At 75.7% G+C, this 26,120-nt stretch carries 13 protein-coding genes; 6 read left to right on the top strand and 7 right to left on the bottom strand.

The window, feature by feature from the left end:
• From IE332_RS23125 to IE332_RS23100, 6 genes are all read right to left on the bottom strand, one after another.
• Positions 1-1,260 carry an MFS transporter gene (locus IE332_RS23125; protein ID WP_189919631.1) on the bottom strand — a complete coding sequence of 420 codons (1,260 nt, stop codon included), beginning with the start codon at positions 1,258-1,260 and terminating at the stop codon, positions 1-3.
• 2 nt (positions 1,261-1,262) lie between these two features.
• Complete coding sequence (locus tag IE332_RS23120; RefSeq protein ID WP_505744307.1) at positions 1,263-2,387, bottom strand: 2,5-dihydroxypyridine 5,6-dioxygenase NicX family protein; 1,125 nt, start codon at positions 2,385-2,387, stop codon at positions 1,263-1,265.
• 101 nt (positions 2,388-2,488) lie between these two features.
• Entirely contained in the window at positions 2,489-2,638 is a 150-nt protein-coding gene (locus tag IE332_RS23115; RefSeq protein WP_189919626.1) for a hypothetical protein, read from the bottom strand.
• A gap of 149 nt (positions 2,639-2,787) precedes the next feature.
• Positions 2,788-3,645 carry a dimethylargininase gene (gene ddaH / locus IE332_RS23110; protein WP_189919624.1) on the bottom strand — a complete coding sequence of 286 codons (858 nt, stop codon included), beginning with the start codon at positions 3,643-3,645 and terminating at the stop codon, positions 2,788-2,790.
• Positions 3,646-3,766: 121 nt separating this feature from the next.
• Entirely contained in the window at positions 3,767-4,597 is an 831-nt protein-coding gene (locus IE332_RS23105) for an ABC transporter permease (RefSeq protein ID WP_189919622.1), read from the bottom strand.
• A 63-nt stretch (positions 4,598-4,660) separates the two neighbouring features.
• A complete protein-coding gene (locus IE332_RS23100; RefSeq protein WP_229928841.1) occupies positions 4,661-5,572 on the bottom strand; it encodes an ABC transporter ATP-binding protein in 912 nt (303 codons plus the stop codon).
• 450 nt (positions 5,573-6,022) lie between these two features.
• On the opposite strand from IE332_RS23100, the gene IE332_RS23095 reads away from it, so the two are divergent.
• Positions 6,023-6,499 carry a GNAT family N-acetyltransferase gene (locus tag IE332_RS23095; protein ID WP_189919620.1) on the top strand — a complete coding sequence of 159 codons (477 nt, stop codon included), beginning with the start codon at positions 6,023-6,025 and terminating at the stop codon, positions 6,497-6,499.
• A 146-nt stretch (positions 6,500-6,645) separates the two neighbouring features.
• Positions 6,646-13,854 carry a non-ribosomal peptide synthetase gene (locus IE332_RS23090; protein ID WP_189919618.1) on the top strand — a complete coding sequence of 2,403 codons (7,209 nt, stop codon included), beginning with the start codon at positions 6,646-6,648 and terminating at the stop codon, positions 13,852-13,854.
• Positions 13,855-13,937: 83 nt separating this feature from the next.
• Here IE332_RS23090 and IE332_RS23085 read toward each other — a convergent pair whose 3' ends face one another.
• Positions 13,938-14,744: a thioesterase II family protein gene (locus IE332_RS23085; RefSeq protein ID WP_189919616.1), complete on the bottom strand. Its 807-nt coding sequence runs from the start codon at positions 14,742-14,744 to the stop codon at positions 13,938-13,940.
• 327 nt (positions 14,745-15,071) lie between these two features.
• Here IE332_RS23085 and asnB point away from each other — a divergent pair, with 327 nt between their 5' ends.
• The 4 genes from asnB to IE332_RS23065 are packed head-to-tail and all read left to right on the top strand — an operon-like array spanning position 15,072 to position 26,117.
• Positions 15,072-16,955, top strand: a complete 1,884-nt coding sequence (asnB, locus tag IE332_RS23080; RefSeq protein WP_189919613.1) for an asparagine synthase (glutamine-hydrolyzing) — start codon at positions 15,072-15,074, stop codon at positions 16,953-16,955.
• Positions 16,956-17,002: 47 nt separating this feature from the next.
• Positions 17,003-17,752 (top strand): aspartate/glutamate racemase family protein, encoded by a 750-nt coding sequence (locus IE332_RS23075; protein ID WP_189919611.1) that lies wholly within the window; start codon positions 17,003-17,005, stop codon positions 17,750-17,752.
• Positions 17,749-19,527 (top strand): non-ribosomal peptide synthetase, encoded by a 1,779-nt coding sequence (locus IE332_RS23070; protein WP_189919609.1) that lies wholly within the window; start codon positions 17,749-17,751, stop codon positions 19,525-19,527. The genes IE332_RS23075 and IE332_RS23070 overlap by 4 nt, the downstream gene beginning before the upstream one ends.
• On the top strand, positions 19,524-26,117 hold the full coding sequence (locus IE332_RS23065) for a non-ribosomal peptide synthetase (protein ID WP_189919607.1): 6,594 nt from the start codon (positions 19,524-19,526) through the stop codon (positions 26,115-26,117). Before IE332_RS23070 ends, IE332_RS23065 begins: the two co-directional genes overlap by 4 nt.
• The last annotated feature ends 3 nt before the right edge of the window (positions 26,118-26,120 follow it).

Below are 26,120 nucleotides of genomic sequence, written 5' to 3'. Positions count from 1 at the left end.
TCATACCTCCGCGTCTTCGAGAACGGGCTCATCTTCCTGGTGGAAATCGCGCACGCCGGGCACGGTCAGGGCCAGCAGTGCGGTGCCGAGCTGGACGACCGCGGCGGTGACGAGCACGGTCGTGCGGCCCACCGCGTCGGCCAGCGGCCCGATCAGGGCCAGGCCGAGCGGCAGCAGGGCGAGGCTGCACAGCCAGTCGACCGAGCTGACCCGGCCGAGGATCGACGGGGCGAACTGGCGCTGGAGCGCGGTGTGCAGAAGGGTGTTGAAGGGCATCATCGCGAAGCCCGCGATCATGTAGCCGGCCACCACCCACCAGAGCGAGAACGGGCTGAGCAGCACCAGCGGCACGGTGGTGAAGAGCGCGTTGAAGACCATCGCGCTCGTTCCCGGCCGCTTCAGCTTCACCCGCCCGACGACGATCGTGCCGACGAAGCCGCTCAGGCTGAACAGGGCGATGACCAGGCCGTAGGTGGAGGGCCCGGCGAACCTCTCCTGGGTGATGACCGGCAGCAGGACCATGTGCGGGGCGACGACCAGCATGGTCTGCACCGCGGTCATCGCCAGCAGGGCCGAGGTCCAGCGGACCCGGCGCACCGCCGCCAGCCCCTCCTTGGCCTCCCGGAGGATCGAGGAGCGGGCCTCCGGCCGCCGCAGCGGCGGCTCGGTGACGGCGAGGACGCAGAGCAGGCTCACCGCGAAGGTGGCCGCGTTGGCGGCGAAGGCCACCCGGGTGCCGACGGTGGCCACCAGCACGCCGCCGAGCGCCGGCCCGATCACGGCCGCCGCGCTCTCCGTGCTGCCGCGCCAGACGTTGGCGCTGAGCAGCCGGTCCTCGGGGACGAGGGAGGGCACCAGCCCGCCGTACGCGGGGCGGAAGAACGCCTCACCGCTGCCCACCAGGAAGGTCATCACGGCGAGCGAGAGGGTCGCGGTGTCGAACGCCCCCAGCACCACCACCGTGATGGCCACCAGCCGGAAGCCGTCGGCGAGGATCATCGCCCGCCGGCGGGGCACCCGGTCCGCCCAGACGCCGCCGAGCAGCGCGAACAGCACCGTGGCGAGCATCCGGGCGCCGATCACCAGCCCGACGTCGCCGGCGTCGCCGCCGCGTTCGAGCACCCGCAGCGAGACGGCCACGTTGAACAGCTGGTCACCGACGGCGCTGACCGCCTGGCCGGCCCAGAGGAAGCGGAAGTCGCGCAGTTCCATGGCGCTGCCGGCCAGCCGGCCGGTCAGCGCGGTCTTCAGGTCGGACATGCTCAGCCGATCGCGCTCGCCGCCACCGGGTCCGTCAGCTCCCCGTAGCCGAACCCGCAGCAGTCACCGGTGATGTCCTCGTCCCGCACCAGCGCGGGGTGTTCGTCACCGGTCGGCCGGAGGTCCGCCAGGTCGACGGGTTCGGTGTCGTCGTCGATGAAGAGCTCGGCGCCGTCGGTGATCAGGTCGAGGTGGACCTTCTCCTCGTAGCCGACCACCGCGCGGTCCTGGTTGTGCTGGCCGAACCCGATGTGCACGCCGACCCGTCGCTCGTTGATGTGCGAGTTGGCCGGGATGAACAGGTCGATGCCGGAGTTGGTGCCGAAGCCCAGCTCGCCGACCCGGGTGCCGTGCGGCTGCCTGAAGCAGAGTTCCACCAGTTCGCGGACCTCGTCGGAGCCGCCGGAGAAGCCGGTGGCGCGCCCGTCCGCGATGTCGACGGTCAGCGGCCGCTCGCCCAGCCGGGTGTCGATCCTGGTGATGACGTTGCAGTTGAGCGCGCCGTCCGCGACCAGCCGCCCCTCGATGCCGGCCGGGAAGGTGGCGATCTCCCCCGCCGGGAGGATGGTGAAGCCGCCGGGGCGCCACACCCCGCGGTTGCTGATCCAGTCGTAGCGCTCGGCGTCGAGCCTGATCCGCAGGTCGGTGCCGCCCTTGCTGCGGACCCGGACGCTGCGGGCCTTCGTCAGCCGGGTGAGCAGCGTGGCGTTGCGGGCGCTGAGCTCCTCCGGCCCGAGGTTGAGGGCCTGTTCGAAGAACTCCCGCGAGGCGCTGATGATCCGCACCACCATGCACCGGTCGCTGCCGAACTGCTGCATGACGTGCAGGAGTTGCGCGAAGTGGGACATGGTGTCGCGTTCGAGCGTGAAGATCACGAGCCGGCCGGTGAAGGACTCCGGGTCCGGTACGGCGGCCTTCAGACGGGCGGCGAAGCCGTAGTCCACCAGCGGGCGCATGCCGATGACCTGGGTGCCCAGCCCGCGCTGCTTCAGTCCGGCGACCAGCCAGGCGGCCGCCTCCCGGCTGTCCGGGGAGAAGACGACGACGCAGTGGTCGCGCTCGGAGAGGCCGGCATAGCGGTCGAGGAGCGCGTCGACTCCGTCCCGTACGTCGCGGCTGGACTGCACATCGGTCAAGACTCGCTCCCCTGGCTGTCGGTGGTGTCGGGAGGAGCTCCGGCCGCGGCGAGCTGCCGCGGCCGGAACTCCCGAGGGCTCTGCCGGACCTGTCAGGTCGCGACGAACCAGGCCATCAGCGGGCCCTCGTCACCACTGCCCACCGGCACGAGCACCTCGGCCGACTCGGCCGCGGAGAGCTCCCGCAGCGCGTCCTCGACCAGCGACTCGTAGCTGGGCGCCTCTATCGTGTTTTGCGTCATCCTTGACTCCTCTCAGACAACAGCTTTACCTCGACCCTAGGCGCCATGCTCATGCAAGGTCAACGCGATCGAGATCGCAACTTCCGTTTGTTTTCGCCCACTTGGGGTATAGGCGCGGCGCCGGAATCTCCCGTCTGGGCGCCGGACCGTCAGCGTCCGCGCAGCTCCAGGGTGCAGCACTTGACGCTGCCGCCCGCCTTGAGCAGTTCGGTGAGGTCCACGCCGATCGGCTCGAAGCCGCGCCGGCGCAGTTCGCCGGTCAGGTGGGTGGCCGATTCGGGCAGCAGGACGTGCCGGCCGTCGGAGAACGCGTTGAGGCCGAAGACGGCGGCGTCCTCGGCGGTCGCCAGGACGGCGTCCGGGAACAGCTCGCGCAGCACCGCCCGGCTGCCCGGGGTGAAGGCCTCCGGGTAGTACATGACCTCGTCGTCGGAGAGGACGGCGAGGGCGGTGTCCAGGTGGTAGAACTCCGGGTCGACCAGGGTCAGTCCGGTCACCGGGACGCCGAAGAACTCCTGGGCCTCGGCGTGCGACCGCGGGTCGGTGCGGAAGCCGGTTCCGGCCAGCAGCCTGCGCCCGGCCAGCAGATAGTCGCCCTCGCCCTCGTTGATGTGCTCGGGCCACAGGAGTTCGGTGAAGCCCTGCGCGCGGAACCAGGAGAGGTAGGCCGGGCCCTCGGCCGTGCGCTCGGCGTGGCGGAAGCGCGCGCCGAGGACCTTGCCGTCGATCACGGTGGCCCCGTTGGCGGCGAACACCATGTCGGGCAGGCCGGGCAGCGGGTCTATCTCCTCGACGGTGTGGCCGAGTTCGCGGTAGAGGTCGCGCAGCCGGGTCCACTGGGCGAGCGCCAGCCCGGCGTCGACCGGCTTCTCCGGGTGCATCCAGGGGTTGATGGAGTAGTGGACGTCGAAGTGGCTGGGCCGGCACATCAGGAGGCGGCGCGGGGTCGCGGTGCGGACCGGCGCCCGGTCGCCCGGGCCCGGCCCGGCGGTGTCCGTGTTCGGCATGGTTCTCCTTGGTCGGGGTGGTACCCGGGGCAGGGACGGTGCCCGGGGACGGCGCTCGGGACGGGCGCGAGGGAGCGAGGGAGCGAGGGAGCGAGGGAACGAGGGGTCGCGGCCGGGCGGGTCAGTCGATGAGCCGGCGCCGCATCCCGCGGACGGCCAGGAACCAGGCGAGGACGGCGAACCCGGCCAGCACGGCCCCGTGCAGCGCGTCGCCCGCGCCCAGCGCCCCGAACGCGGCGTGCCGGACCAGCTGCATGCAGTGGTAGATCGGGTTGACGGCGGCGACGCCCTGGACCCAGCCGGGCAGCCCGTCCAGCGGGAAGAACACGCCCGCGGCCATCACCAGCGGCGTCAGCACCCCGGAGACCACCAGCCGCAGCCAGTCGATCGCCGGCACCAGGCAGGACACCCACATGCCGAGCAGCGCGAAGGCGAAGCCGGAGACCAGCGCCACCAGCGGCACCAGCAGCAGCTCCGGCCCCGGCGGGAGGCCGATGGCGAGGGTCACCAGCAGCGGCGCGGTGCCGTACACGGAGGACTTGACGGCGATCCAGGAGGCCTCGGCGGTGGCCAGTTCCCAGACGTCCACGGGCTGGCAGAGCACGGCGTCGTAGATCTTCTGGTACTTGCGGCGGTTGAAGCTCTCGAACATCCCGGCGAAGGCCGAGGCGAAGAGCACCGAGGTGACCACCATGCCGACGCCGACGAACTGGGGGTACGGGTGGCCCTGGACCTGGTCGATCAGCCGGCTGAAGCCGAGGCCGAAGCCGGTCATGTAGACCAGTGGCTCGATCAGCGAGCCGAAGGTGATGGCGGGCCAGTAGCGGCGGAAGAGCAGCAGTTCGCGCAGCCAGACCGCCCGCATGGTCGGCCACAGGGCCGGCGGGCGGCCGGGGGCGGGGGCGGGGCCGGCCCGCTCCTCGGTGCGGGGCGTGGGCGTCGCCGTGGTCATCGGGTGTCCTCTCGGTGGGGGCGAGCCGGCGTGGCTCGGCCGGCGTGGCTCGGCCGGCGGCGCTCAGCCGAACAGCTCTCCGGTCAGCGCGACGAAGACGTCCTCCAGGGAGGTCGGGCGCAGCACGTCCGGCGGCCCGAGGCGCTCGTGCAGCTCCGGGGTGACGGTCTCGGCGCGCAGCACGGAGACGGCCGGCCCGGTGCGCCGGCTGGGCAGTCCGGCCCGGGCGGCCTCGGCCTCGACCAGTTCGCGGCGGGCGGCGTCGCCCCGGTACTCGGCGGCCTGGGCGCCCGCGTGCTCGCGCAGCAGCTCCGCCGGGGTGCCGCGGGCGATCATCCGGCCGCCGAAGACCACGGCCACCTCGTCGGCGAGCCGCTCCGCCTCCTCGATGTAGTGGGTCGACATCACCACCGTGGTGCCGGCCTCGCGCATCCCGTCGATGACGTCCCAGAGGTCCTGGCGGATCTGCGGGTCCAGGCCGACGGTGGGCTCGTCCATGAGCAGCAGCCGCGGGTTGTTGACGATGCCCCGGGCGAGCAGGACCCGGCGGCGCATGCCGCCGGAGAGCGCGTCGGCCCGGGTGTCGGCGCGGTCGGTGAGCCGGACCGCGGCCAGCGCGCGGTCGACGGCGTCCCGGTAGCCGGAGCGCGGCAGGGCGGTGAAGCGGACGAAGACGTCCAGGTTCTGCCGCACCGTCAACTCGGGGTCGACGTTGTCGTGCTGCGGGACGACGCCGACCAGGGAGCGGGCCCGGCGGGAGTCGTCCGGCATCCGGTGCCCGAAGACCTCCACGGTGCCCGCGTCGGCCCTGGTCTGGCCGGTGAGCATCCGCATGGTGGTGGACTTGCCGGCGCCGTTGGGCCCGAGCAGGCCCAGGAACATGCCGGCCGGCACCTCCAGGTCCAGGCCGCCCACCGCCGTGGTGGCGCCGAACGACTTGACCGCACCGCTGATTCGGACGGCAGGGGTGTCCACGCGGGGCCGCTCCTTTCGGGAAGGGTCTGGGAAGTCGCACTGCTCGCCGTCCCGGACGGGTATTCGCGGGACCGGAGAACCGGTCCGGCGCCCGGCCCGGGACGGATCGTGTCCGATCGGAAGGACATCCGTTCGAGCTTATTGACGGCGAACGCCGGGGTGTCGGTTCACGTCCGACCGCACGCACGGCACGCGCTCATCTAACCGCAGAATCGCCTTGTCAGGAACCCGCCCAAGGGGGTTCCCATGGCCATGACCAGGGTGTTAGGTTGACGGAAGATCAGCCACTGGGTCCGCGTCAGGTCGGCCCGTCCGGGGGGACATTCGGCTCGGTCACCCCTTATCCGACCGACTTCCGGGCCGGTGCGCGAGGGGTGCCGATCACGCGAACCGATCTCGGTGACAACGTTCGGCAGCACGGCCCGTGAGGCCCCGATCGAGGAGTTGTGGATGCCATCCGACGCACCGTTCAGCGGGAACGTCCACCTGCGGGCCGCGGAAGCCGGGGACGCCGGAGCCGTCACCGAGGTCTTCCTGGCCTCGCGCACCGCGACCATGCCGTACCTGCCCCGGCTGCACAGTGACGAGGCCACCCTGGGCTGGATCACCCACGTGGTGCTGCCGGACACCCGGGTCTGGCTGGCCGAGGACGCCGGCACCGGGGCCCTGCTGGGCTTCGCCTCGCTCGACGGCACCCTGCTCGACCACCTCTACCTGCGGCCCGACGTGCGCCGCCGCGGCATCGGCACGCTGCTGCTGGAGGCGGTCAGGTCGGCCAGTCCGCGGGAGCTCTCACTGCACGTCTTCCAGAAGAACACCGAGGCCCGCGCCTTCTACGAGCGGCACGGCTTCGTCGTGGTGGAGACGAACGACGGCAGCCGCAACGAGGAGAACGAGCCCGACATGACCTACCGCTGGACCGCGTGACACCCGCCCGCGCCCCACGGTAGTACCCCGCCCGCGCCCCATCGAGCGCGTCGGCGGGCCCCAACGGCCACGAGCCACCGGAAACCACCGCCGGCCCGCCCCGCCCCACCCGGCCGGCGGGGCGGGTCCACCTGGAGGGATGCCCCGTGCTGGGCGAAAACAGCCTGCCCGCGGAAACACCGCTGTCGTACGCGCAGTTGGCGCTCTGGTTCAACGACCGCCTCCAGGGCGGCGACGCCTCCTACAACGTGCCGGTGGCGCTGCGGCTGACCGGCGAGGTGGACCACGAGGCGCTCGGCGCCGCCCTCGCCGACGTGCTGGAGCGGCACGCGGCGCTGCGCACCCTCTTCCCCGAGCGGGACGGCGTGCCGCGCCAGCACGTGCTGCCCGTGGCCGAGGTGCCCCCGGTGCTCACCGTGGTGCCCGCCACCGAGGCGGAGCTGCCCGCCCTGATCGGGGCCGAGTCCGCCCGGGTCTTCGACCTGCGGGCCGAAGTCCCGCTGCGGGTACGGCTGTTCGCGCTCGCGCCGCGGAAGCACGTGGTGCTGATGGTGCTGCACCACATCGCCGGGGACGGCTGGTCGCTGGCCCCGCTGGCCCGCGACCTCAGCACCGCCTACCTGTCCCGGAAGCAGGGCCGGGCGCCGGTCTGGTCCCCGCTGCCCGCCACGTACGCCGAGTACGCGGTGCGCCAGCACCAGAACCTCGGCGACCTCGACGACCCGCAGAGCAGCGGCGGCCGCCAACTCGCCTACTGGCGCCAGGCCCTGGCCGGTCTGCCGGACTTCCTGGAACTGCCCACCGACCACCCCAGGCCGGCCGCGATGTCGCACCGGGGCGAGTTCTTCCCCTGGGACCTCCCGGCCGGGCTGCACCGCGAGCTGCTGGCGCTCGCCCGCTCCTGCCGGGTCAGTATGTTCATGGTGCTGCAGGCCGCGCTGGCCGCGGTGCTGACCCGTTCCGGGGCCGGTACGGACATCCCGATCGCCAGCCCGATCGCGGGCCGCACCGACGAGCGCTACGACGAGGTCGTCGGCTACTTCGTCAACCCGCTGGTCCTGCGCCTGGACACCTCCGGCGACCCGACCTTCCGCGAACTGCTCAAGCGGGTGCGCCGCACCGACCTCCAGGGCTTCGCCCACCAGGAGTTCCCGTTCGAGCGGCTGATCACCGCGCTCAACCCGCACCGCTCGCTGGCCTGGCACCCGCTGTTCCAGGTGATGCTGGCCTTCCAGAACACCCCCGAGGCGACCCTCTCGCTGCCCGGCATCGAGACCGAGATCGCCGAAGCGGGCCCGGGCGGCGCCAAGTTCGACCTGTCCTTCAACATCCGCGAGACGCACGACGCCGACGGCGCCCCGGCCGGGCTCGGCTGCTTCGTCGAGTACAGCACCGACCTGTTCACCCGGGCCGGCGCCGAGGCGCTGACCGCCCGGCTCGGCCGGCTGCTGGCCGCGGCCGCCGCCGACCCGGACCGCCCGATCGGCGGGTACGACCTGCTCTCCGACGAGGAGCGGCGCGAACTGCTCGCCCGGGCGGCCGGGCCCGCGCTGCCCGCCCCCACCGCCACCTACCACGCCGCCTTCGAGGAGCGCGCCGCCCTGGAGGGCGAGGTCACCGCGCTCGTCGCCGAGGACGGCCGGCTGACGTACGCCGAGGTCAACGAGCGGGCCAACCGGCTCGCCCGGGAGCTCGTCCGGCGCGGGGCCGGCCCGGACCGCTTCGTCGTCCTGGCGCTGCCGCGCACCACCGACCTGTTCGTCGCGCTGCTCGCCGTCCTCAAGTCGGGCGCCGCCTACATCCCGGTCAACCCCGCCATGCCGCGCGACCGGCTGGCCGGCATCCTCGCCGACGCCGCCCCGGTCTGCGTGCTCGCCGCGGCCGCCGACGCCGGACGGCTGCCGGCGGACGCGCCCGTGCTGGCCGTGGACGACCCGGCGGTGCGGGCCGCCGTCGCCGCCCACCCCGGCGGGAACCTCACCGACGCCGACCGCACCGGCCCCACCGGCCCGCTCGACCCCGCCTACGTCATCCACACCTCCGGCTCGACCGGCGTACCCAAGGGCGTGGTGATCCCGCACGGCGGCCTCAGCAGCCTGATGCAGCACCACCGCACCCGGATGGTCCGCCCCTCCGGCGGTCCCGAGGGGCGGCGCCTGCAGCTCGGCCTGGTCGCGTCGATCACCTTCGACACCGCCTGGGAGCCGCTGTTCTGGCTGCTGGAGGGCCACCCGCTGCACCTGCTGAGCGACGAGGTGCGGCTGGACCCGAAGGCCCTGGTCGGCTACGTCCGCCGGGAGCGCCTGGACTTCCTCGACCTCACCCCGACCTACGTCCCGGCGCTCACCGCGGCCGGCCTGTTCGCCGAGGGCGAGCACCGCCCGACCGTGCTGATGCTCGGCGGCGAGGCCGTCGGCCCGGCCCTGTGGAGCGAGCTCTCCGCCCTGCCGGACGTCGCCGTGTTCAACTACTACGGCCCGACCGAGTGCACCGTCGACGCGCTCGCCTGCGACCTGACGGACAGCGCCACCCCCGTCATCGGCCGCCCGCTCGACAACACCCGCGCCTACGTGCTGGACGGGCTGCTGCGCCCCGCCCCGCTCGGCGTGCCCGGCGAGCTGTACCTGTCCGGGCCGCACCTCGCCCGCGGCTACCTGCGCCGCCCCGGCCTCACCGCCGAACGCTTCGTCGCCGACCCGTACGGCCCGCCCGGCGCCCGGATGTACCGCACCGGCGACCTCGCCCGGATGCGCCGCGACGGCCAGGTCGAGTACCTCGGCCGGGCCGACGGCCAGATCAAGATCCGCGGCTTCCGGATCGAGCCCGGCGAGATCGAGGCGGTGCTGCTGCGCCACCCCGCCGTGCTGCAGGCCGCGGTGCTGGCCCGGGGCAGCGCCGAGGACCGCCACCTCGCCGCCTACCTGGTGACGGCCGACGGCACCGCCCCCGACCTCGCCGAGGTGCGCGAGCTGCTGGCCGGGCAGCTGCCCGACTACATGATCCCGGCCGCCTACGCCGTGCTCGACCGGCTGCCGCTCAACTCCAGCGGCAAGCTGGACGGTTCGGCCCTGCCCGAGCCCGATCTGCGGGCCGCCACCGGCCCCTCCCGGGCCCCCCGGGACGCCCGCGAGGCCGCGCTCTGCGAACTGCTCGCCGAGGTCCTCGGCGTCGACGGGGTTGGCCCCGACGACGACTTCTTCGCACTCGGCGGCCACTCGCTGCTCGCCACCCGCCTGGTCAGCCGGGTCCGCACCGCCCTGGGCGCCGAACTGCCCATCCGGGCGGTCTTCGAGAGCCCCACCGCGGCCGGCCTGGCCCGCCTGGTGGACACCGACCGATGTCGCCCGGTGCTGACCGCCACCGCCCGCCCCGAGCGGATCCCGCTCTCGCACGCCCAGCGCCGGCTCTGGTTCCTGCAGCAGCTGGACCCGGGCAGCGACGCCTACCACATCCCGCTGGCCCTGCGCCTGACCGGCGCCCTGGACGCCGACGCGCTCGCCGCCGCCCTGCACGACTGCGCCGTCCGCCACGAGGCCCTGCGCACCGTCTTCCCCGCCGACGCGGCCGGCCCCCGGCAGCGGATCCTCGCCCCGGACGACCTCCCCCCGCTGCTGTCCACCGCGGCGGCCACCGAGGACGGCCTCGCCGAGGCGCTGCGCACCGCCGCCGCCGAGCCCTTCGACCTCGCGGCCGAGCCGCCGCTGCGCGCCCGCCTGCTCGCCCTCGCCCCGGACCGGCACGTCCTGCTGCTGACGGTCCACCACATCGCCTGCGACGGCTGGTCGATGGGCCCGCTCGCCCGCGACCTCGGCACCGCCTACCGGGCCCGGACCGACGGCCGCGCCCCCGGCTGGACCGCCCTGCCGGTCCAGTACGCCGACTACTCCCAGTGGCAGCTCGCGCTGCTCGGGGACGACCGGGACCCGGCCGCCCCGGCCGCCCGGCAGTGGGAGTACTGGAGCAAGGCCCTGGACGGCCTGCCCGAGGAGATCGCGCTGCCGGTGGACCGGCGCCGCACCGCCGAGACCGGCCGCCCGGCCGGCCGCGTCCCGCTGCGGCTGACCGGCGAGGACCACCGCGCCCTCGCCGCCCTCGCCCGGGAGCACGGCGCCAGCCTGTTCATGGCCGTCCAGGCCGGCCTCGCGGCGCTGCTCACCCGCCTCGGCGCGGGCACCGACATCCCCGTCGGCACCCCGATCGCCGGGCGCACCGACGAGGCCCTGGACGACCTGGTCGGCTTCTTCGTCAACACCCTGGTGCTGCGCACCGACACCGACGGCGACCCGGGCTTCCGCGAGCTGCTGCTCCGCGTCCGGGACGCCGACCTGGCCGCCTACGCCCACCAGGACCTGCCGTTCGAGCGGATCGTCGAGCTGGTCAACCCGGCCCGCTCCCCCGGCCGGCACCCGCTGTTCCAGGTCGCCCTGGTGATGGACCAGAGCGGCCCGGCCGTGGAGATCCCGGGACTGGAGACCGAGCTGCTCACCGCCGGCCTGGCACCGGCCAAGTTCGACCTGACCGTCACCCTGGGGGCGCCGGACGGGCCGGACGGCGAACTGAGCGGCGAGATCGAGTACCGCACCGACCTGTTCGACCGGACCACCGTCGAGGCGATCGCCCGCCACCTGGCGCGGCTGCTCGGCGCGGCCGCCGCCGACCCCGGACTGCCGATCGGACGCCTCCCGCTGGCCGCGCCCGGCGAGCGGGCCGGCCTGCTCGAAGGCTCCCTCGGCGAGCACCGGGCCCTCGCACCGACCACGCTGGCCGCGCTGGTGCGGGAGCGGCTCGCCGCGCCCTCCGACACCCCGGCGCTGGTCTTCGAGGGCCAGGCGCTCGGCCCGGCCGAACTGGACCGCCGGATCGAGGCGATGGCCCGCCGGCTCGCCGCCGCCGGCGTCCGCCCGGGCAGCCGGGTCGCGGTGGCCGTGCCCCGCTCGGTGGAGCTCGTGGTGGCGCTGTGCGCCGTCCACCGCGCCGGCGGTGCCTACCTGCCGCTCGACCCCGACTACCCGGCCGACCGGCTCGCCCACATGCTGGCGGACGCCCGCCCGGCCGCCGTGATCGCCGCCCCGGAGCAGCTCGCGGCGCTGAACCCGGCCGAGGGCGTGCCCTGCCTGTCACCGGAGGACCTGCCGGCGCCCGAGGGCGTCGCCCCGACCGCCCCCGGCCCCGCGGACCCGGCGTACGTGATCTACACCTCCGGCTCGACCGGACGGCCCAAGGGCGTGCTCGTCCCGCACCGCGCCGTCGTCAACCGGCTGCACTGGGGCCAGGAGGAGTACCGGCTGGCGGCCGGCGACACGGTCCTGCAGAAGACCTCGGCCAGCTTCGACATCTCGGTCTGGGAGGTCTTCTGGCCGCTGATGACCGGCGCCACCCTGCTGGTGGCCAAGCCCGACGGCCACCGCGACCCGGCCTACCTGGCGGAGCTGATCCGCGATCAGGGTGTCACCGTCGCCCAGTTCGTGCCGTCCATGCTGGACGCCTTCCTGCAGGACCCGGCAGCCGCCGGGTGCACCGGGCTGCGCCTGGTCGTGGCCAGTGGCGAGGCGCTGCCGGCGGCCACCGTGCGCCGGTTCCGGCAGGTGCTCCCGGGCGTCCGGCTGGACAACCTCTACGGCCCCACCGAGGCGGCCGTCGAGATCACCGCCTGGGAGTGCGGGCCGGCGGACGAGCGGCCGCGCCCGGTGCCGATCGGACGACCGGTCTGGAACAGCGGCGCCCACGTCCTGGACGCCGCCCTGAACCCCGTACCGGCGGGCGTGCCCGGTGAGCTCTACCTGTCCGGCGACCAGCTCGCGTACGGCTACCTCGGCCGCCCCGCGCTCACCGCCGAACGCTTCGTCGCCGACCCGCACGGCGCGCCCGGCACCCGGATGTACCGCACCGGCGACCTGGCCCGCCGCCGCCCCGACGGCGCGGTGGAGTACCTGGGCCGGGTCGACGGCCAGGTGAAGGTCCGCGGCCACCGGATCGAGCTCGGCGAGATCGAGACCCGCCTTGGCCGGCACCCGGCGGTCGCGGCCTGCGCGGTCACCGTCCGCGAGGACCGGGCCGGCGCCGTCCGGATCGTCGCCTACGTGGTGCCGGCGACGGCGGAGCGGCCGCCCACCGCCGCCGCGCTGCGCGCCCATCTCCGCGGCCACCTGCCCGAGTTCATGGTGCCCACCGCCTACGTGCCGCTCGGCGCGCTGCCGGTGAGCGTCAACGGCAAGCTGGACCGCCGGGCGCTGCCCGAGCCGCAGACCCACGTGGAGAGCCACGCCCGGGAGCCGCGCACACCGGCCGAGCGCACACTCGTCACGATCTTCGCCGAGCTGCTCGGGGTGCCCGCGGTCGGCCCGGAGGACGACTTCTTCCTGCTCGGCGGCCACTCGCTGCTGCTGATCCGGCTGGTCGAGCGGATCCGGGCCGAGTTCGGCGCCGATCTGCCCGTCCGGGCGCTGTTCGAGGCACCGACCCCGGCCGGGCTCGCCCAGCGGCTGACGCGGCGGCCCGACCCGGCCGGGGAAACCGACACGGACTCGGAAACCGACCCGGCCGCCACCGCCTTCGAACCGCTGCTGGCACTGCGCGGCACCGGCGACCGGGCACCGCTGTTCTGCGTGCACCCGGTGACCGGCGACGGCCTCGGCTTCCTCGGCCTGCTGCGCGGTCTCGACCCGGAGCAGCCGGTCTACGCCTTCCAGGGCATCGGCCCGGCCGGCGGCGGGCAGCGGCCGGCCACCCTGGACGGGCTGGCGCGGGAGTACCTGGCGCGGATCCGGGCCGTCCGGCCGCACGGCCCGTACCGGCTGCTCGGCTGGTCCTTCGGCGGGCTGGTCGCCCACCAGATGGGCGTCCTGCTGCGCGCGGCGGGCGAGGAGGTCGACCTGGTCGCGCTGCTGGACAGCCACCCGGCGCCGGCCGACGCCGGGGAGGTCACCGATACCGGTGTGCTGGCCGAGCTGCTGACGGCGATCGGCGTGCCCGGCGCCGAGGCGGCCGCCGTCCGGGAGGGCCGGTGGCACCCGGAACCGTCGGAGCTGCTCGACCGGCTGGCCGTGGCGCTGCGCGAGGCCGCGCCGCGCGACGAGGAGCAGCTGGCGGTGTTCCTCGACTCCTGCCGCTACCACGCCGACCTGATGGCCCGCTGGACCCCGGGGGTGCTGGACGCGCCGCTGGTCCTGTTCACCGCCGCGGCCGACCACCGGCCGGAGGAGTCGGTGGCCACCTGGTCGGCGCACGCCGCCGGGCCGGTGGCGGACCACCCGGTCGCCGCCCGGCACCTGGACCTCGCCGACGCCGGGCCGATCGACGAGATCGCCCGGGTCCTCGCCACCGCCCTGCGGCGGGCCGACGAGGGCCGGCGATGACGGTCCGTCCGGTGCCCTCCGGACGGACCGCCACCGCGCACCGCCCGGCCCCGCGCCACGGGACCGGGCGGCAAGGTGAGCGCTCAGCCGCCCAGCGCCTCCAGGCCCGCCCGGGCCTCCGCCGCGAGCTCCGCGAGCACCTCGCTCCGCCGCTGGTGCGGGAAGAAGTGGTCGCCCGGCAGGATGCGGTGGCGGAAGCGCGCCGCCGTGGTGGAGCGCCAGCCGGTGATCCACTCCGGTCCGGCCATCAGGTCCGCGTCGCCGCCGAGCGCCAGCACCGGGCAGGGCAGCACGGTCGGCCGGGTCCGCTCGTTGTACTCGGCCAGCAGCGTGACGTCGGCCCGGAGCACCGGCAGGGCCATCCGCATCAGGTCCCGGAACTCCAGGACCTCGGCCGGGGTGCCGCCGAGCTCGACCAGCCGCTCCATGAGGTCATCGTCGGTGAGGTCGTGCAGCCGGGCCACGTCCGGCGTGCCGGGCGGCCGGGCGCCGGTGACCACGAGGGAGAGCGGCAGCGGCCGTCCCTCGACGGCGAGCCGGCGGGCCGTCTCGTAGCCGATCCGGGCACCCATGCTGTGGCCGAGCAGGATGAACGGCTCGTCGGCCGGGCGGCTCGCCAGCACGGCGAGCACGCCGTCGACGACCTCGTCCATCGCGGCGGCCGGCGGCTCGGCGAGGCGGGTGCCCCGGCCGGGCAGCTCCACCGGGACGACCGTCAGGTCCGGCTGGCCGGTCTCCCGGGCCCACGGCAGGTAGACGCTCGCGGAGCCGCCGGCGTGCGGCAGGCAGTAGACGCGAACGGGCCCGGACCGCCCGTTCGGCTCGGCGTCCCGGTGCCACGGCGTCCACCGGGCCACCTCGTCGGGCATTGTCGCGGGCCATCCGGTCATGACTGTTCCTCTTCTTTTCCTGGGCAGTTATCCGGGGCCTGATCGGCGGGCCCCACCGAAGACTTTAGGCGGTAATTTTCGGGCTGGTCCAGCCCATATTTCGGCGTACCCGGAAAAAGATTAACCCGGCCGCGCCGAGGCTTTGTCGCGCCCGGAAACAAGTCGACCGAATCCGTCAAATCCCGGCCTTTCCCGGACCACCCGACTCTGTTACGGTGCTATCCGTCCGGGTTTCTTGCGGATATTTCCAGAGTATTTCAGCGCCGCTTCACGAGCGGCGCGCGAACAGCACGCGCGAACAGCACCCGACGGGAGAGGACGGACACCATGTGCGGAATAACCGGCGTATTCGTCCTGGGCGGCGACCGCCCGGCCGACGCCGACGTGGTCCGGGAGATGACGGCCTGCCTGGTGCACCGCGGCCCCGACGACGTCGGCCTGCACGCCGCCGCCGGTGTCGCCCTCGGCTTCCGTCGGCTCGCCTTCAACGACCTCTCCCACGGCAACCAGCCGCACCGCACCGAGGACGGCACCCTGACCTCGGTCTGCAACGGCGAGATCTACAACCACCGCGAGCTGCGCGCCGCGCTCGGCCGGCGCGGCCACCGCTTCCGCACCGAGAACGACACCGAGGTGCTGGTCCACCTGTACCGGGAGTACGGCAAGGACCTGACGGCCCACCTGGACGGCCAGTTCGGCTTCGCCGTGCACGACGCCGCCGAGCGCCGGCTGCTGCTCGCCCGGGACCGCGCCGGGATCGTCCCGCTCTTCTACACCGTCGTGGACGGCCTGCTGGTCTTCGCCTCGGAGATCAAGGCGGTCCTGCGCCACCCCGCCGTCGAGGCCCGGGTCGACCTGCGCGGCCTCGACCAGGTGCTGACCCTGCCCGGGCTGGTCAGCCCGCGCACCATGTTCGAGGGCATCAGCGCCCTGCGCCCCGGCGAGCGGCTGATCGCCGACCGCACCGGGGTGCGCACCGAGCGGTACTGGGACCTCGACTTCCCGCTCGCCGCCGACCTCGACCCGGTCGCCCCCGCGGACCTGGACCGCGAGCTGGACCGGTACGCCGACCGCACCGCCGAGCTCCTGGAGACGGCCGTCCGCAGCCGGCTGCTCGCCGACGTGCCGATCGGCATGTACCTCAGCGGCGGCCTCGACTCCAGTCTGATCGGCGCCCTGATGGCCCGGGCCCGGCCCGGCCACGCCTGGCCCAGCTTCTCGGTCACCTTCCCCGGCCGGGACTTCGACGAGGGCCCGCACCAGCGGCTGGTCGCCGGCAAGCTCGGCACCGACCACCACGAGGTGCCGATCGGCGAGACCGAGGTGGCCGACCGGATCACCGCGATGGTGCGCCACGCCGAGACCCCCGTACGCGAGTCGTACAACGTCTGCTCGCTCGCCCTGTCCGAGGCCGTCCGCGCCGCCGGGACGGTCGGCGCGCTCAGCGGCGAGGGCGCCGACGAGCTGTTCGGCGGCTACCCGGGCTACCGCTTCGACGCCACCGGCCTCGGCGGCAGCCGGCTCACCGGCCTGGACGCCTCGCTGGAGCGGGAGTTCCGCCGGCGGATGTTCGGCGTCGACCTGGCGTACGAGCAGGACCAGCTGCCCGCCCAGGAGTTCCGCCGCGAGCTGTACGCCGAGGACCTCCGGTACGCGCTGGACGAGTTCTCCGTCACCGCCCAGCGCCTGGTCGACCCCGACCGGCTGGCCGGGCGCCACCCGCTGCACCAGCGCTCCTACCTCGACTACCACCTGCGGCTCGCCGACCACCTGCTCGGCGACCACGGCGACCGGATGGCCCTGGCCAACGGCGTCGAACTGCGCTTCCCCTTCCTGGCGAACGCCGTGGTCGACCACGCCACCACGGTGCCGCCGGAGCTGATGCTCGCCCACGGCCGGGAGAAGGCCGTCCTGCGCCGGACCGCCGAGGGGCTCGTCCCCGGCGAGGTGCTCGACCGGCAGAAGTACGGCTTCCGCGGCCAGACCAGCAGCCACCTGCTGAGCACCGGCGCCGAGTGGTTCGAGGAACTGCTCTCCCCCGCGACCGTCCGCCGCCAGGGCTACTTCGACCCGGACACCGTCGCCGCCCTGACCGAGCGCCAGCGGTCGAACGGGCGGCAGGTGCACGCCCACCTGGACACCGACTACCTGATGCTCGTCGCGACCTTCGCCCTCTTCGTCGAGGAGTTCGATCTGCCGTGCCTGGGATGACCGTGTCCGCGACGACCGTGCCCTCAACGACCGTGCCCTCAACGCCCGTGCCCTCAGCGCCCGGGTCCGCAGCCGCACGCACCGCCGACGGCCCCCGCCCGCGCCACCCGCTGATCGGTGTGCTCGGCGGCATGGGGCCGCTGGCCTCCACCGAACTGCTGCGCACCGTCTACCGGGCCTGCCGGCTCCACCCCGAGCAGGACACCCCCCGGCTGCTGCTCTGGTCCGACCCCGCCGTGGTGGACCGCACCCAGGCCATCAGCGACGGCGAACTCGACCTGCTGCGAAGCGCCGTGGAGACCTCGCTGCGCGGGCTGCTGGCGGCCGGCGCCGAGCGCGCGGTGATCGCCTGCATCACCGCCCACCACGTACTCGGCGACCTGCCCGCCGACCTCGCGGCGCGCTGCGTCTCGCTGGTCGACGTGGTGCACGAGGAGCTGGCCGCGGCGGGCGAACCCCACCTGCTGCTCTGCTCCTCCGGGACCGCCCGGGCCGGCGTCCTCACCTCGGGCCCGGCCGGCGCCCGCGCCGCCGAACTGCTGGTCGCGCTGCGCCCGGCCGACCAGGAGGCGCTGCACCGGGAGATCCACCGCCTCAAGCGCGGCGAGGACCCGGCCCGCACCATCGACTTCCTGCGCGAGACCCTGCCCCGCTACGGCGTGCGGGCCTTCGTCGCCGCCTGCACCGAGCTGCACCTGGTCACCAGGGCGATCGAGGACGCCGGCCTGAGCGGGGCCCTCCCCTCCCTCGACCCGCTGACGGTCGTGGCCCACCGGATCATGAACGGAGAGTTGTGAGCCACACGAGCATCCTCGACCGCTGGGCCGACCAGGTCGAGCGCCGAGCCGCCGCCCCCGCCCTCGCCACCGCCGAGCGGGACTGGAGCCACCGCGAGCTGGCCGACCTGGCCACCGGGCTGCGGGCCCGGCTCGCCGACGGCACCGGCCCGGTCCTGGTGGCCTGCGCCGACCCCGTCCCGGTGGTGGCCGCGGTCCTCGCCTGCGCCGCCACCGGCCGTCCGTTCGCCCCGGTGGACACCCGTCAGCCCGCCGCCCGCTGGACGGCCGTGCTGGAGGACCTGGACCCGGGCACCGTGCTCGCCGACGCGCCCGGCCGCGCCGCGCTGGCCGCCGCCGGCCACGGCGAACTGCCGCTGCTCGACGCCGAGTCGGTCACCCCGCTGCCCTGGGCGGCCGGGGACTGGCGCGGCCTGACCGGCCCCGACGCCGGCTACGTCTACTTCACCTCGGGCACCACCGGCCGCCCCAAGGGCATCCGGGGCGGCTTCGAGGCGGTCGCGCACTTCCTGGACTGGGAGCTCGCCGAGTTCGCCGTCGCCCCCGGCACACGGGTCTCGATGCTCACCTCCCCCGGCTTCGACGCCTTCCTGCGCGACGCCCTGGTCCCGCTCTGCGCCGGCGGCACCGCCGTCCTCCCCGGGCCCGGCCCGATCCCGGTCGGCGCGGCCCTCGGCCGCTGGCTGGCCGAGCAGCGGATCGAACTGCTGCACTGCGTGCCCACCGTGTTCCGCACCCTGCGCGCCGCCGGGCTCACCACCGGCTCCCTGCCCGGCCTGCGCGCCGCGCTGCTCGCCGGGGAGCCGGTCCGCCCCGCCGACATCACCTGGTGGCGCGGCCTGTTCGGCTCCGACAAGGAGCTGGTCAACCTCTACGGGCCGTCCGAGACCACCATGACCAAGGTCTTCCGCCGGCTCACCGCCGAGGACGCCGAGGCCGAGACCGTCCCGGCCGGCACGCCGATGCCCGGCGTCGAGGTGGCCGTGCTGGCCGCCGGACGCCCCGTCACGGAGGCCATCGGCGAGATCGAGATCCGCACCCCGTTCCCGCTCCGCGGCTACCTGGCCGGGCCCGGCGGCGGCTTCGTCGGGACGGACCGCTACCGCACCGGCGACCTCGGCCGGCTGCGCGCCGACGGCACCCTGGAGGTCCTCGGCCGCCGCGACCAGCAGGTCAAGGTGAACGGCGCCCGGGTCGAACTCGGCGAGATCGAGGACCTGCTGCGCCGCCACCCCGGCGTCGCGGACCTCTGCGCCGCCCTGGTCGAGGAGGACGACGGCGAGCCGGTGCTCTGCGCCTACCTGGTCGCCGCGGCCGCCACCACGGCCGGCACCGCCGCCGTCACCGACGAGGAGCTGCGCGAGTACGCCGCCGAGGGCCTGCCCGCCGCCGCCCGCCCCGCCCGCTACCTCCGGCTCGCCGCGATCCCGCGCACCCTCAGCGGCAAGGCCGACCGGCGCGCGCTGCCCAGCCCCGCCGCCCTGGCCGGCCGCACCGGCGAGCAGCCGCTGGACGGCCTGGAGGCCGGGATCGCCGAACTCTGGTGCGAGCTGCTGCACCTGCCCGCCGTCGGCCGCCACGACGACTTCGCCCTGCTCGGCGGGGACTCCCTGGGCATCGCCCGGCTGCTGGACGGGCTGCGCACCCGCTTCGGCGTCGAGGTCCCGCTGCGGGTGTACGTCGGCGCCCCCACCGTGGCCGGGCTGGCCGCTGCCGTCGCGGCCGGCCGCGACGGCAGCGGTGACGGCGCCTCGCCGGCGGGAGAGCGCCGATGAGCCGCGACACCTCCCTGCCGCTGCGTGCCGACCTCGGCCGCGCCCCGCTCTCCTACGCCCAGCGCGCCATCTGGCGGGCCGAGCAGGTGCTGCCCGGCACCGCCCTGCACAACGAGAGCGCCGCCTTCCGGGTCAGCGGCCCGCTGGACGAGGCCGCCCTGGAGCGGGCGCTGGCCGCCGTCGCGGAGCGGCACGAGATGATGCGCTGCTCCGTCGCCGCGGACGGCGACCGCGCCGGTGCCGACGACGGTGACCGCGCCGGCGCCGGCGAGCCGTGGCAGCTGTTCGCCGAGCGGGTCCGGCCCACCGTCGAGACCGTCGACCTGTCCGGCGTGGCCGAGGCCGACCGCGAGGAGCGGCTGGCCGGGCTGGTCGCGGGCGCCGTCGCCACGCCCTTCGACCTCGCCCGGCCGCCGCTGATGCGCACCCACCTGTTCCGGCTCGGCGCGGACCGCTCGCTGCTGCTGTTCACCGCCCATCACATCGTGGTCGACGCCTGGGGCTTCGGCGTCTTCCTGGAGTCCCTGGCCGCCGGGTACGCCGCCGCACTCGACGGCTCGCCGGACGACTCACTCGACGCCGCACTCGACGCCGCACCCGACCGCGGGCCCGACTTCGGCGACTACGCCGCCTGGCAGCGCGCCGAAGCCGGCACCGAAGCCGGCACCGAAACCGGCGGCGGCTCCGGAACCGGCCCCGGACTCGACCACTGGACCACCCGGCTGGCCGGTGAACTGCCCACCGCCGGCCTGCCCGCCGACCCCGGCCTCGACCCCGACCCGGCCGCCGGCGCCCTGCACCACTTCACCGTCCCCGCCGAACTGGCCGCCCGGCTCAGCGCCTTCGGCCGGGCCGAGCTGGCCAGCCCGTCCACCGTGCTGCTCACCGCCTACTGCGCCACCGCCGCCCGCTGGACCGGCCAGGACGAGCTGCTGGTCGGCATGCCGGTGGCGACCCGCAACCGCTCCGCGCTGGCCGGCGTGGTCGGCCCGCTGCTCAACATCGTGGCCCACCGAGGCGACCTCGGCGGCGACCCGAGCTTCCGGCAGGCCCTCGCCCGCACCCGGCAGCACCTCAAGGCCGACCTCCGGCACCGGGACACCCCCTTCGACCTGGTGCTGGAGCGCCTCGGCCGGGCCGCCGGCGGGCGCACCCCGCTGTTCCAGCTGATGTACTCCTTCCACAGCGGCCCCACCACCACCCTGGAGCTGCCCGGCGTCCTGACCACCCCGGCGCCCTCGCACAGCGGCACCGCCAAGTACGACCTGACCCTCTTCCTCCGGCCGCGCCCCTCCGGCGCGCTGGACGCCACGCTGGAGTACCGCACCGCGCTGCTCGCCCCCGAGACGGTGGCCGACTTCGCCGACTCGCTGCTGTGCCTGCTGGAGGCCGCAGTCGACGGCCCGGACCGGCCGCTGGCCGAACTGCCGGTGCTCTCCGGGCCCCGCCGCCGCCAGGTCCTGACGGACTTCAACCGGGCGCCGGACGGCGACCGCGCCTGGGCCACCGTCCCCGAGGCGCTGCGCGACCTCGCCCGGCTGGACGGCGCCGCGCCGGCCGTCGAGTCGCCCGGCACCGCCTTCACCCGGGCCGCCGCCGACGCGGCCGCCGACCGGGTCGCCCACCGGCTGGCCACCCGGTACGGCGTGGCCCCCGGCGACCGGGTGGCGCTGCGGGTCGAGCGGGACGCCGCGCTGGTGCCGCTGATCGTCGGCATCTGGCGGGCCGGCGCCGTCCTGGTCCCGCTGGACGAGGCGCTGCCCGCCGCGCGGGCCGAGCACGTGCTCACCGACAGCGGCGCCCTGCTGCTGGTCGGCGACGGCCTCCCGGGTCTACCCACTGCCGACCCGGCCGCCCTGCTGGCCGAGGCCGCGGAGGCCGAGGAGGGCGTACGGACCGTCACGCCCGCCCCCGGGGACCTCGCGTACCTGATGTACACCTCGGGCTCCACCGGGCTGCCCAAGGGCGTCGCGGTGCCGCACGGCTGCGTGGCCAACCTGCTGCACAGCGTCGTCCGCGCCGAGCCGGGCCTCGGCCCCGACGACACCCTGCTCGCGGTCACCTCGATCACCTTCGACATCTCCGTGCTGGAGCTGTTCGCCCCGCTGCTGGCCGGCGGCCGGGTCGTGGTCGCCCCGCGCGCGAGCGTCCGCGACGCCGAGGCGCTGGGCGCGCTGCTGGACGACTGCGGCGCCACCGCGATGCAGGCCACCCCCTCGCTCTGGCGCGGACTGCTGGACGGCGGCTGGCCGGGCCGGCCGGGGCTGCGCGCGCTCTGCGGCGGCGAGGCCCTGGACGCCGACCTCGCCGACCGGCTGCTGGCGCGCTGCGCCGAGCTGTGGAACCTGTACGGCCCCACCGAGACCACCATCTGGTCCACCGTCGCCCGGATCCTGCCCGGCGAGCCCGTCACGGTCGGGCGCCCGGTGGCCGGCACGGTCTGCTACGTCCTCGACCGGCACCTGCGGCCGGTGCCGCGCGGCGCCGTCGGCGAGCTGGTGATCGGCGGGGCCGGGGTGAGCGCCGGGTACCGCGACCGCCCCGAACTGACCGCCGCCGCCTTCGTGCCCGACCCGGTCGACCCGGCCGGCGGCACCGTCTACCGCACCGGCGACCTGGCCCGGCACCTGCCGGACGGCCGGATCGTGGTGCTGGGCCGCGCCGACCAGCAGGTGAAGATCCTCGGCCACCGGATCGAGGTCGGTGAGGTGGAGTCCCTGCTGGCCGCCCACCCCGGCGTCCGGCAGGCGGCCGTGGTGGTCGACCGGGAGCAGCCGGCCGGCCCCCGGCTGGTCGCCTTCGTCACCGCCCGCACCGGAGACGGCACCCGCACCGAGGACGACGCCCCGGCCGAGGCGGACGCGCTGCCCGAGGCGGACGCGCTGCCCGAACTGCTCCGCCGTCACCTGCGCGAGCGGCTGCCCGCGGCCGCCGTACCCGGTGTGATCGCCGTCCTGCCCGAGCTGCCGCTGAACACCAGCGGCAAGGTGGACCGGCCCGCGCTGGCCCGCCGGACCGGGGAGTTCGCCGGCGCGCGCCGCACCGAACCGGCCACCGCGGCCGAGCGGTCCGCCGTCGCACTCTGGGCGGAGGTGCTCGGACTGCCGGCCGAACGGGTCGGCACCACGGACGACTTCTTCGCCGCCGGCGGCAACTCCATCGCCGCCACCCGGCTGCTCGGCCGGGTCCGGGACCGGTTCGGCGCCGCGCCCTCGCTCGCCGAGTTCTACACCGACCCCACCCCGGCCGCGCTGGCCCGGACCCGGACGGCCGCACCCGCCCCCGCGGGTCCCCGCGCCTCGGGCACCACCCCCGACACGGTGCCGATGACCGACCAGCAGCGCCAGCTGTGGCTGCTGCACCGGCTCGCCCCGGACTCGCCCGCCTATCACCTGCCCGCCGCGCTGGAGCTGACCGGCCCGGTGGACCCGGCCGCCCTGCGGGGGGCGTTCGCCGACCTGGTGGCCCGTCACCCGGTGCTCGCCGCCCGCTGCGAACTGCGCGAGGAGGGCCCGGTCCTGGTCCTCCCGCCGGCCGCCGCCCCGGACCTCGCCGTCCTCGACGCGACGCCCGGCGAGGTGGACGCGCTCGCCCGGGCGGAGGCCGTCCGCCCCTTCGACCTGGCCGCCGGGCCGCTGCTGCGGCTCACCCTGGTCCGGACCGGCCCGGAGCGCTCGGTGCTGCTGTGCACCGCGCACCACCTCGCGGTGGACGGCTGGTCCATCGGCGTGGCCGTGCGCGAGCTGGCCGCCCTGTACGCCGCGCGCCTCGGCCTGGCCGAGCCGCCGCCCGCGCTCGCCCTGGGCTTCGCCGACCACGCGGTCGACCACGCCGCCGAGGCGCGGGTGGCGGACCGCCAGGAGCAGCTGGAGTACTGGCTGAAGCGGCTCGACGGGCACCCCGGGGTGCTCGACCTGCCGACCGACGTCCCGGCGCTGACCCGCCCGGCCGGATCCGGCGAGACCCTGCCGGTGGCGCTGCCGGCGGAGCTGACCGCCGAGCTGCGGCGGGGCGCCGCCCGGCTGCGCACCACCCCGTTCACCCTGCTGCTCGCCGTGTACGCCGCCCTGCTGGGCCGCTACGCGGGCAGCGAGGACGTGGTCGTGGGCGTGCCGGCGGCCAACCGGGACCGGCCCGAACTGGAGCCGCTGGTCGGCTCCCTGGTGAACACCCTGCCGGTCCGGGTGGACCTGGCCGGCGCGCCGTCCTTCGCCGGGCTGGTCGCCCGCACCGGCCGGGCACTGGCGGCCGACCTCGGCCGTCCGCTGGTCGCCTTCGACCGGCTGGTGGCCGGCCTCGGCCTGCCCCGCGAACCGGGCCGGCCGAGCCTGGCGCAGGCCTCACTGGTCTTCCAGGACGCGCCGCCGACCGCCGTCCGGCTGGGCGCGGCCACCGGCGTCCTGCGGCAACTGCCCACCGGCACGGCCAAGTACGACCTGACGCTGGCCCTGGACGAGCACCCCGACCGGATCGCCGGCGGCCTGGAGTACGCGGCGGACCGGTTCGGCCCGGACTTCGCCGCCCGGTTCGCCCGGCACTTCCACACCCTGCTGCGGGCCGCGCTGGCCGCGCCCGGGGCGCCCCTGGACGCGGTCGAGCTCGCCGACCCCGGGCTGCCCTCCCCGCGGCCGGCCCGCCCGGCGGGCGAGGTGCGCGCCGGGTACGCCGTCCCGGTGGCCGAGCGGTTCCGCGCCCAGGCGGCCGCCCGCCCGGACGCCCCGGCGATCCGCGCGTACGGCCTGACGGTCGGCTACCGGCAGCTCGACGCCTGGAGCGACGCCGTCGCGGCCCGGCTGCTGGCGCGCGGCGCCGCACCCGGCCGGTTCGTCTCGGTACTGCTGCCGGCCGGCCCGGTGGGGACGGCCGCGATCCTCGGCGTCGCCAAGACCGGTGCCGCCTTCGCGGTGCTCGACCCGGCCGACCCGGACGCCCGGCTGACCGCCCTGCTGGCCGACGCCGAACCGGTCTGCCTGCTGGCCGCCGAGAGCACCCTGGCCGGGCACCGCGCGCTGCGCGGGGACGACGGGAGCTTCGCCGGCGTCCCGGTCGAACTCCTCGACCCGCAGGTGCCGAATGCCGCCCCGCAGGCTCCCGTCCCGGCTCCCGTCCCGGCCCCCGGCGACCCGCTCTGCCTGGTGTACACCTCCGGCTCCACCGGCACCCCCAAGGGCATCGCCCTGCCGCAGGCCGCGCTCGCCCAGTTCGCCGACTGGCAGCGCGAGCGCTTCGGCATCCGGCCGGACAGCCGGATCGCCCAGTGGGCGCCGTTCACCTACGACGCCGCGTACACCGAGGTGTTCGCCGCGCTCTGCTCCGGCGCGGTGCTCTGCCTGCCGCCGGAGGGGCTGCGCCGCGACCCGCTGGCGGTCGCCGAGTGGCTGCGGGCCGAGCGGATCACCCAGATCCAGACCGTCCCGGCCTTCTTCCAGCTGGTCACCGAGGCGCTGGACGCCACCGGCGCCGGACTGCCCGACCTGGAGCACGTGCTGATGGCCGGCGAAGTGCTCCCGGTGGCGCTGGCCGCCGCCTGGGCGCACCGCCCCGGCCGGCCCCGGCTGCACAACCTCTACGGGCCCACCGAGTGCGTGCTGGCCACCCACCGGGAGCTGGCACCGGGCGAGGAGTTCCCCGCCGGGGTGCCGATCGGCAGCCCGATTCCGGGCCGGGAGGCCGTCGTCCTGGACCAGCGCGGCCGGCTCTGCCCGGTCGGCGTGGTCGGCGAGATCCACCTGCGCAGCGACCTGCTGGCCGGGTCGTACCACCGCCGCCCCGAGGAGAGCGCCCGGGCGTACGTCGCCGACCCGTGGGAGGAGGGCGGCCGGCTGTACCGCACCGGGGACCTCGGCCGCCGCCTGCCGGACGGCGAGCTGGCGTTCACCGGCCGGATCGGCAGCCAGCTGAAGATCCGCGGCAACCGGATCGAGCTGGAGGAGATCGAGGCCCTGCTGGAGCTGCACCCGGGGGTCCGCGAGGCCGCCGCGGCCGCGCACGGCGAGGGCCCGTCCCGCCGCCTGGTGGGCTACGCGGTCGCCGCGCCCGGGGTCACCGGCGCCGAGCTGCGGACGCACCTGGCCGAGCGGCTGCCGGCGGCGGTCGTCCCGGACACCGTGGTGCTGCTGGACGCGCTGCCCAGGACCCGGACCAACAAGCGGGACCGGGCCCGGCTGCCGCGGCCCGAGGCCGCCGCGCGGCCCGCCGACGCCGCGCCGCTGGCGGGTGTCGAGCAGGTCGTCGCCGACGCCTGGCGGCAGCTGCTGGGCGGCGGTCCGGTGGGCCGGCACACCAACTTCTTCGAGGCCGGCGGCGACTCGCTGCTCGCGGCCCGGCTCCAGCTGGAGCTGGCCCGCCGACTGGAGCGGCCGGTCCGGCTGGTGGACGTCTTCGGCCGGCCGACCATCGCCGAGTTCGCGGCCGGCCTCACCGCCGACCCCGGCACCCCGGCGGGCACCGCCCCGGCCGGGGCCGCCGAACCGCGCGGCGAACGGCGCCAGAACGCCGTCCGGGCCCGGGCCAGGGCCCGCCGCGAGGCCCGCGACCGGACCGGGGGCACGGCCGCCGGCGACCCGCACACACCGACAGGGAGGGACTGAATC

This window comes from Kitasatospora xanthocidica (assembly GCF_014656195.1).
Classification (GTDB): domain Bacteria; phylum Actinomycetota; class Actinomycetes; order Streptomycetales; family Streptomycetaceae; genus Kitasatospora; species Kitasatospora xanthocidica.
Note: the sequence above shows the minus strand (reverse complement) of the source record. Positions and strands in the feature narration are given on the sequence as shown.